Here is a 9,961-nt window from a genome sequence, read left to right as displayed (position 1 = left end):
ATCAAGCCGCTGATTTAACCATTACCCCTGCCACAGTAACCATAACGGCTGATGCACAAACCAAAGTGTATGGAGATACGGATCCTGCATTAACCTATACGGTTAGTGGATTAAAAGGAACGGATACGCTTACAGGGAGTTTAGTTCGTGAAGCAGGCGAGGCTGTAGGAACGTACGAAATCCAACAGGGAAGTGTAGCGGCACCAACGGATTATACTCTTGTGTATCAAGCCGCTGATTTAACCATTACCCCTGCCACAGTAACCATAACGGCTGATGCACAAACCAAAGTGTATGGAGATGCGGATCCTGCATTAACCTATACGGTTAGTGGATTAAAGGGAACGGATACGCTTACAGGCAGTTTAGTTCGTGAAGCAGGAGAATCTATAGGAACCTATGAAATTCAACAGGGAAGTGTAGCGGCATCAACGGATTATACGATCGTGTATGAAGCCGCTGATTTGGAAATTACCCCTGCTGTGTTAACCATAACCGCTACACCGAAAACTAAAAACTATGGGGCAACAGATCCTGTATTAACTTATGAAGTAAGCGGATTGCAAAGAGGAGAGCAAGCGATGCAGGTGCTAACAGGACAGCTTGTACGTCAGGTAGGGGAAGCCGTGGGGACTTATGCGATTGAACAAGGAAGTTTAGTGGCAACCGCCAATTATACCCTTGTGTATGAGGAAGCAGATTTTGTCATTTCACCGATTGAATTGGTTATTTATCCGCAACAAAACCAAGAAAAAGAATATGGAACGGATGATCCTGCTTTAGTCTTTACCGTAATTGGGTTAAGCAATGGGGATACCATAGCAACAGCTTTACGCGGTACATTAGGTAGAAGTACAGGTGAAAATGTAGGTCGCTACCGATATACACTTGGAAGCTTAGAAAGTATAGGAAATAATTATGTCTTGCGTTTGGATACCGAAGGGCGCTTTGAAATTACACCAGCGCCAATTGCTATTGTTGTAGAAACAGGGCAATACAAACGCCATGGACAAACAGACCCCGTATTGAGGTATGCGATTCAAGGATTGAGACGGGGAGATTATCCTGCTAATATCATGACAGGACAACTAAAACGCGAGCCAGGTGAAGATGTAGGTCAGTATGCGATTATACAAGGAAGCCTTGCTTCACGTGCAAATTATATCATTCGTTCATTTACAACAGCTTCTTTTGAAATTAAAAGAGGTGAAATACAAGGGCTTAGTTTGCCTTCAAAAACGGTTGTTTATGATGGAGAAGCCCAGTATTTACAAGTAGAAGGACCGTTGGGAACAGGAGCAACGGTTGCCTATGAAAACAATGGACAAACGCAAGTAGGGCGCTATACCGTAGTGGCTACCATTACAGATGAACCAAATTATGAACCCTTGCGTTTACTGGGAACATTGACCATTACACCCGCAGAGCAACACATTCGCTTTGGTGCCATTTCGACCGTTGTATTAGAGGATACACCGTCCTTACCGCTTCAAGCGGTGGCTAGTTCTGGTTTGGCTGTAACGTATACAATAGAGGATCCAGCCGAACAAGCCCTTGCAGAAGTAGATGCAGCAGGAGTGATTCATTTCCTAAAACCTGGGGTTGTAACGGTAACCGCCCATCAAGAAGGAAATGCCAATTACAAAGCAGCCGTTCCAGTTTCGCAAACCATTGAAGTAACCAGTAGAGATGCGAGTATTTGGGATCTCCTTGTGGATGGTGTTTCTCATGGTAAAATAGAAGGTGTAGTAGAATTAGTCTTAGACTGTTCAACGCCTCAAGAAGAAGTGGTCTTGGAAATTATCACCCAAGTTGGCGCAGTAGTAAAACCGTCAAACTATATCGTGATTCCCGTGACAACCTATGGCATACACGAACAAGTAATTGAGGTAGAATCGGCGAATGGACAAGTAACAACCACCTATATCATTCGAATAGACAAGCGCATGCCTACAGAACACATTGTATTCCAGAAATACGACAAAGTTTTATTGGTCAACAACAACAAACAAACCAATGGCGGTTATGCATTTAGTGGGTATGAATGGTTTAAAAATGGCTTGTCACTTGGCAAAAAGCAATTCTATGCTGAGCAAGGAGATGCTGGTACAACCTTAGATGTTGATGCAGAATACCTAGTGGAACTGACCCTACACAATGGGCAAAAAATAAGAAGTTGTCCCATCTTTATTCAAGGAAAAACAACTGCAGGTTGGACCGTTTATCCAAACCCTGTACAAAAGAGCGCTTGGTTGTATGTTCGACTAGAGGAGGAAGCTCGTCAAGAAGCTACAACATACAAGATCTACAACATCACAGGACAGTTAATTAAAAGTGGTGCATTGGATAAGGGCAAGATGGGAATTGAAATTCCGCCAACGGTTGCTGCAGGATCTTACTATTTAATACTAAAAATTGCAGGCAAACAACAGGGAATTCAATTTATCGTTCAATAACAAAAGCTAATGGAGATTCCTCCCTGTATCACAAAGGGATTGTAGTTCTGATGCAGGGGAATTTCAAAAATCAATAAGGATGAAACAATACGTATATTTTTTGATAGGATTATGTTTAATTCGTGCTGTTCCTGTACAGGCGCAATACAAACCTTACTATTATAAGGATCACGAAGTAGGAGTAACAGTAAAAGTGGGAATGCACCAAAATTACGGTCGCTTACCTGATCCAATTACTGCCGATTTGAAAATAGCTACAGCGATTGGACTACAGTATGATTACTATCTAGCGCCCAATTGGAGTATGGGTCTTGGTGTGCAGTATGCCAGTCAAACTACAGACTTTACGGGGAGGAATCTCAAGGGAAGCAGTCAAGAAACCGATTGGGAAAATGAAGTCTTTACCTTTAGCTATGAGGGAAAAAAGTACAAGGAACAGTGGAAGGTCTCTCAACTCCATATTCCGTTAACCGTACACTATGTCGGAAAAGGAGAAACGGCACTCTATATTCGAACAGGGATACAGTATTCGCTGATGATGAATACCAAAGCGACTTTAACGTGGAATCAATTGCAAACCTCAGGCTTCTTTCCGCAGTATAACTTACACTTAGATCAAGACTTGTTGTATGCGGGATTTGGATATCAAGAGCAGGTAGAACACAAACCTGATGTGGAATTAAAAAATAGATGGGCCTGGATTGGAGAATTTGGTGTAAAACACAACCTGAGGGACAATCAAAACCTCTATGTTGGTTTGTATGTTGATTTGGGAATAAACAACCAAAAATCAAGTGGGAGGGAGAACAATAAACAATTAGTAGCCTATCAACCCATTCCCGATCAAGCTTTGACCTATCAGCGTGTGGAAGAAAGTACAACGACTGTTTTTAAAAATTACAACTTCGGTATTCAGTTGCGCTATAGCTTTGGATTATAGGTGGTGAGTGGTGAATGGTGAATGGTGAATGGTGAGTGGTGAGTGGTGAGTGGTGAGTGGTGAGTGGTGAGTGGTGAGTGGTGAGTGGTGAGTGGTAAGTGGTGAGTGGTGAGTGGTGAGTGGTAAGTGGTGAGTGGTAAGTGGTGAGTTACTGATGAATGGTGAATGGTGAGTGATGGTAACAACAAACAAAGAGCAAAGAGCAAAGAGCAAATAGCAAATAGCAAAGAGCAAACAACAAATCGAAGCGTAGCGTAGATTCATCGAACACCAAAATAAAATATAAACTAAGTGAGATAAAGAGCAATTCTAAAGAAAATCTAAAATCGCATGAGTTTAGCGCAATTCTCCGTAACTTTGCCTCTTAGTTTTTTTTAAAATATGAAAAGAGTAGTAGTAGGACTTTCAGGGGGGGTAGACTCAAGTGTTGCCGCCTACTTATTGAAAGAACAAGGATACGAAGTGATCGGATTATTCATGAAAAATTGGCATGATGATACCGTTACCATTTCGAATGAGTGTCCCTGGCTAGAAGATAGCAATGACGCTCTGATGGTTGCTGAGAAATTAGGCATCCCTTTTCAAACGGTGGATTTAAGTGAACAATATAAGGAGAAGATTGTAGATTATATGTTTAAGGAGTACGAAAATGGTCGTACGCCAAATCCGGATGTACTGTGCAATAGAGAAATCAAGTTTGATGTTTTCATGAAAATTGCACTAGAATTAGGAGCGGATTATGTAGCTACAGGACATTATTGTAGAAAAGCGGAAGAAGAAGTGGTTGCTGCAGATGGTACAACCCAAACCGTATATAAGTTATTAGCAGGTGTTGATCCGTCAAAAGACCAATCGTACTTTCTATGTCAATTGTCACAAGAACAGTTGGCAAAAGCCTTATTTCCCGTTGGAGAATTGTACAAATCCAAAGTAAGAGAAATTGCCACAGAAGCAGATTTAATTACCGCAGAGAAAAAAGATTCCCAAGGATTGTGTTTTATTGGAAAAGTTCGCTTACCCGAATTTTTACAACAACAATTAAAACCCAAAGATGGTTTTATCTATGAGATTCCAAAAGATGCACCGATTTTTGCTCGTACGGGAATAGCACCTACAACCCTAGCAGAAGAATTGTATGCCGAAGCCAAAGCGTTTCAGTATACCCCTGAGCTGGGTAAAAAAGTAGGAGAGCACTATGGAGCGCATTATTTCACTACAGGTCAACGCAAAGGTTTGAATGTTGGAGGAACAGTAGATCCTTTATTTGTTATTGCTACCGATGTAGAAAACAATATCATCTATACTGGTCAAGGCAATACACATCCAGGGTTGTTCCATAAAACACTAGCGGTACAAGAGCATGAAATTCATTGGATACGCGAGGATTTACAGCTAAAATCAGGCGAGACCATGCGCATAAAAGCGCGTATTCGCTACCGTCAACCCCTACAAGAGGCGACCTTATACAAAATGGACAGCGGCATGTACGTGCGTTTTGATGAGCCACAATCGGCAATTACTGAAGGACAATTCGTATCTTGGCATGTAGGAGAAGAATTAATCGGCTCTGGTGTTATATCGAAAGTAGAATAAACGAAAGATCAAAACAGATGGCAAAAAACAGCATTACCTCGCTTTTTAACATACAATACCCTATTATCCAAGGGGGAATGGTTTGGAACAGTGGCTATAAACTCGCAAGTGCTGTAAGCAATGCGGGAGGATTAGGACTAATTGGCGCAGGATCAATGTATCCAGAAGTTTTGAGAACACACATACAAAAGTGCAAACAGGCAACGGACAAACCCTTTGGTGTCAATGTATCCTTGTTGTATCCAGACCTAGAAGAAATAATGAATATTCTTGTAGAAGAAGGAGTCAAGATTGTATTTACCTCTGCAGGTAATCCCAAAATATGGACGCCTTTTTTAAAGTCAAACGGTATTACAGTGGTACATGTGATTAGTTCGTCTAAATTTGCTTTAAAAGCACAAGATGCGGGAGTAGATGCCCTTGTTGCAGAGGGATTTGAAGCAGGCGGACACAATGGAAGAGAGGAAACGACGACTTTTACGTTAATTCCCATGGTTAAAGAAAAGATACAGCTTCCCTTGATAGCTGCAGGTGGAATTGCTACAGGAAAGGGCATGTTAGCTGCGATGGTTCTCGGTGCAGATGGCGTGCAAATGGGCACGCGTTTTATTGCGTCTACAGAAAGCTCAGCCCATGAAGCCTTTAAGCAGAAAGTCATTCAAGTTGAAGAAGGAGATACCATGGTAACACTAAAAGAATTGGCTCCTGTGCGCCTAATTAAAAATGAATTTTATCAGGGTATAGAAGCCTTGTATGAAGCAGGGGCAAGTACTGAAGAATTGAGAGCCTATTTGAGTAAAGGACGCTCCAAAAAAGGAATGTTTGAAGGTGATTTAATAGAGGGAGAATTGGAAGCGGGACAAGTGGCAGGCTTAATTCACCGCATTGAACCAGTAGCTCAAATTATCGCCTCTATTCTAGATGAATTTGAACAAGCTAAGCGCTTAAACTTCGATTTTTAATCAAATCAAATCAAATAGTATCCTCTTTTTTAGGGAAAGAACGATTTGATGTATTGCAATAGTATAGAAACCATGCGAATTTGGAATAAAAAGTTCGTATGGTTTTTTGGTATATACTAATAATCCTTTATTTTTATGGGAAGTAAAATAAACGAAATAAAATAAAACAAAACCACACACTACCTATGAGTTATTATAAAATAGAGAATCTCGAACAGTATTTTAAACATTATAAAAAATCTGTGCGAGAACCTAGAAAGTTTTGGAGCAAAATAGCAGAAGAAAACTTTGTATGGTACCAAGTTTGGGATAAGGTTTTTCAGTTCGATATGGAAGAATCTAAGTTTGAGTGGTTTGTCAACGCAAAATTAAATATTGTAAAAAACTGCGTGGATAGACACCTAGCGAAAAGAGGAGAGAAGCCCGCTATAATCTTTGAACCGAATAATCCAGAGGAACATCCACAAATTATTACGTATAACGACCTATTCAATCGCGTTTGTAAAATGGCAAACGTATTAAAAGAACAAGGGGTACAAAAAGGGGATCGCGTTTGTATTTATTTGCCAATGATTCCTGAATTAGCTGTTGCGATGTTGGCCTGTGCTCGAATTGGCGCCATTCACAGTGTGATTTTTGCCGGATTCTCTTCTTCAGCAGTTAGCAAGCGAATCAACGATGCTGCTTGTCAATTTGTTATTACTTCAGATGGAAGTTTTAGAGGAAGTAAGAGCATTCCCTTAAAACCAATTATTGATGATGCATTAAAATCATGTCCAACCGTTGAACGCGTGTTGGTTGTACAACGTACAGAAGCAGATATCGACATGATGCCAGAACGCGATATTTGGTTAAATCCATTATTAGACGCTGCTTCTACGAATCACGTGGCTCAAGTGATGGATGCAGAAGATCCGTTATTTATCCTGTATACTTCGGGGTCTACAGGAACACCAAAGGGAATGGTACATACCACAGCAGGATACATGGTACAAACGGCCTATTCCTTTAAAAATATCTTCGATTATAAAGATGATGATATCTTTTGGTGTACTGCAGATTGTGGTTGGATTACAGGGCATTCTTATATTGTATATGGTCCTTTGTTAAATGGAGCCACTACTGTGATGTTTGAAGGCGTTCCAACCTACCCGAACCCAAGCCGCTTTTGGGATATCATCGACAAATATAAAGTAACGCAATTCTATACCGCACCAACGGCCATTCGCTCGTTGATGACAGAAGATTACAAGTATGTAAATGAACATGACTTGTCGAGTCTACGCGTGATAGGATCTGTAGGAGAACCAATTAACGAAGAAGCATGGCACTGGTATAATGACCATGTAGGAAAGAAAAAATGTCCAATTGTTGATACATGGTGGCAAACAGAAACAGGAAGTATTCTAATTTCTCCCCTGCCATTTATTACGCCAACAAAACCAACCTATGCAACGCTGCCCTTACCGGGAATCCAAGCGGTATTAATGGATGAGAAACGAAATGAAATTGAAGACAACCAAATTGATGGATCGCTTTGTATTAAGTTTCCTTGGCCATCCATGGCTCGTACGATTTGGGGAGATCACCAACGCTATAAAGACACTTACTTTAGTCAGTTTCCAGGGAAGTATTTTACTGGAGATGGAGCCTTGAGAGATGAGGTGGGATACTACCGAATTACAGGACGAGCAGATGATGTGGTGATCGTTTCAGGACATAATTTAGGTACGGCTCCAATCGAAGATGCAATCAATGAACATCCAGCTGTAGCTGAAAGTGCTGTGGTTGGCTATAAGCACGACATCAAAGGGAATGCACTGTACGGTTTTATTACCCTGAAAGTAGAAGGAGAATACAGAGATCGTGAGAATGTAAAAAAGGAAATCAACCAATACATCAGCAGTCACATTGGACCCATTGCTAAGTTGGATAAAATTCAATTTGTTGACAGCTTGCCTAAAACGAGATCTGGTAAGATTATGCGACGCATTTTGCGCTCAATAGCCGATGGAGAAACCAAAGACTTTGGAGATGTTTCAACCTTAATCAATCCAGAAGTAATAGAAAAAATTAGAGACGAGAAGTTGTAGCTAATATAGTCGCAGTATGTAGATAAAATGCCCTAAAAAGTTTATGCTTTTTAGGGCATTTCGTGTTTTTTAAAGGAGTGAAAAAACACCCATTTTAGAAGTAAAAGTAATTATTGCTATTCTAAAAAAGGATGATATCGATGATTTTCAAAGCTTTACAAGGGGAGAGAGGATTTAGTTGAATCTAAAAAGGTGTTTATTATTTGTGTTTTTCATTTTAGTTCTGGTGTTATTTAGTGATATCGCAAAAAAGGATTGGGTGCCGACTAGGTATTAATTACTTATTATATTTCTTTTTTACTTATTTGGTTTTTCATTTTTCAATTTGATTTCTCATAATTCTACTCCTGCTCCGCTTTTATTTTTGAATAAAAGCACTTTTTGAGAAGATAAAATTGAGAAAAAATCTCAAAAATAAGATTTAAAATAGTGATAATTTAAAACAATAACACTGATTAAATGAGGGTTATTTGTTTTTTTGGTGTTTTTGATGGGATAATTGTGTTTAAATTTAATAAAAAATTGAGTAAAATTTATTAAAAATTGTAATATGATTAGAAAAGTTATTCCATTGATGGCGTTGTTTGCAACTGGTTTTGTAACTGCCCAAGTTGGTATTGGAACAGTAACTCCAGCTAATTCAAGTCAACTAGATATTGTCTCTCCGAATAAGGGGGTTTTATTTCCTAGAGTCATTTTAAAAAGTGAAACAGATAAAGAAGCTATTGTAGGAGACCTGACAGAAAGTTTATTCGTCTATAATCTTGGCCATGAGGATTTTCCTTCTGGCTTTTACTATTGGAAAAAAGATAGATGGGTACGTCTATTAAATTCACAATCGTTTGTGAATACAACCAATCAAAGTTTTAGTTTAATTGATGATCACCTGACGATTACTGATTCTGATGGAAATACCGTCTCGATGTCATTAGACGATATTGTCAACAATTCGAACTTTATTACAGAAATCGTAAATAAACTAAAGGGAAAGTACGGGAATGTATACTATAATGATCGCAAGTTTTATTATATTGATGAGACAGACGGTAGCCATCACTTAATTACTTGGGATGACTTAAATACAACAAACGTAACGTTTACCATGGTAGGCGATTACTTGACCGTAACTGATTTAGATAATAGTAGGGTACAATTACACGTAGAGGAGATTGCACAGAATGTAACATTCGTTTCTCGTTTAGTAGAGAATCAAGCGTTCATTACCGAAATCATCAATAAGCTGAAAGGCAAGTACGGAAACGTATTCTACAACAGCACGGAGAATAAATTCTACTACATCAAAGACGACGGAACCGAAGGAACGATTGATTGGTCATCGATCAATACGACCAACGTTAGCTTTACGCTTGATGCGGATATGTTGACGGTAACAGATTCTGACGGAAATAAAGTACAGCTGGATGTAAAAGAGATTGCGAACAACTCTACGTTTATTGAGGAATTAACGAATAACGAAGAGTTTGTAACTTCGATTACCAACAATAACGAGTTTATTACTGAGATTGTGAACAAGCTGAAAGGCAAATACGGAAACGTCTTCTACAACAGCACGGAGAATAAATTCTACTACATCAAAGACGATGGAACCGAAGGAACGATTGATTGGTCTTCGATTAATACGACTAACGTAAGCTTTACGCTTGATGCGGATATGTTGACCGTAACAGATTCTGATGGCAACAAAGTACAGCTGGATGTAAAAGAGATTGCGAACAATACGACATTCATTGAGGAATTAACGAATAATGAAGAGTTTGTAACTTCGATTACCAACAATAACGAGTTCATTACCGAAATCATCAACAAGCTGAAAGGCAAATACGGAAACGTATTCTACAACAGCACGGAGAATAAATTCTACTACATCAAAGACGATGGAACCGAAGGAACGATTGA

The 9,961-nt window shown here is 39.5% G+C and carries 5 protein-coding genes and 1 pseudogene; all 6 read left to right on the top strand.

The features are described from left to right. On the top strand, nucleotides 1-2,456 hold a 2,456-nt coding region (locus ACPDHL_RS15595; RefSeq protein ID WP_430533649.1), incomplete at its 5' end, for an MBG domain-containing protein. A gap of 79 nt (nucleotides 2,457-2,535) precedes the next feature. Next, the gene (locus ACPDHL_RS15590) at nucleotides 2,536-3,396 is read left to right on the top strand and encodes an outer membrane beta-barrel protein (RefSeq protein ID WP_430533648.1); all 861 of its coding nucleotides are present in this window, start codon (nucleotides 2,536-2,538) and stop codon (nucleotides 3,394-3,396) included. 381 nt (nucleotides 3,397-3,777) lie between these two features. Then, a complete protein-coding gene (mnmA, locus tag ACPDHL_RS15585; protein ID WP_430533647.1) occupies nucleotides 3,778-4,989 on the top strand; it encodes a tRNA 2-thiouridine(34) synthase MnmA in 1,212 nt (403 codons plus the stop codon). A gap of 17 nt (nucleotides 4,990-5,006) precedes the next feature. Then, on the top strand, nucleotides 5,007-5,951 hold the full coding sequence (locus tag ACPDHL_RS15580) for an NAD(P)H-dependent flavin oxidoreductase (RefSeq protein WP_430533646.1): 945 nt from the start codon (nucleotides 5,007-5,009) through the stop codon (nucleotides 5,949-5,951). Nucleotides 5,952-6,136: 185 nt separating this feature from the next. Then, a complete protein-coding gene (gene acs / locus ACPDHL_RS15575; RefSeq protein WP_430533645.1) occupies nucleotides 6,137-8,044 on the top strand; it encodes an acetate--CoA ligase in 1,908 nt (635 codons plus the stop codon). 550 nt (nucleotides 8,045-8,594) lie between these two features. Next, nucleotides 8,595-9,961 (top strand): annotated as a pseudogene (locus tag ACPDHL_RS15570) (hypothetical protein); the annotation flags it as partial.

Origin of the sequence: Myroides sp. C15-4 (assembly GCF_050522745.1) — a bacterium.
Lineage (GTDB): Bacteria > Bacteroidota > Bacteroidia > Flavobacteriales > Flavobacteriaceae > Flavobacterium.
The sequence above is the reverse complement of the archived record's forward strand: the minus strand, read 5'-3'. Positions and strand labels throughout refer to the sequence as shown.

Coding starts and splice junctions, on each gene's coding strand:
- acs (WP_430533645.1), top strand. CDS start 6,137: ATGAGTTATTATAAAATAGAGAATCTCGAACAGTATTTTAAACATTAT.
- ACPDHL_RS15590 (WP_430533648.1), top strand. CDS start 2,536: ATGAAACAATACGTATATTTTTTGATAGGATTATGTTTAATTCGTGCT.
- ACPDHL_RS15580 (WP_430533646.1), top strand. CDS start 5,007: ATGGCAAAAAACAGCATTACCTCGCTTTTTAACATACAATACCCTATT.
- mnmA (WP_430533647.1), top strand. CDS start 3,778: ATGAAAAGAGTAGTAGTAGGACTTTCAGGGGGGGTAGACTCAAGTGTT.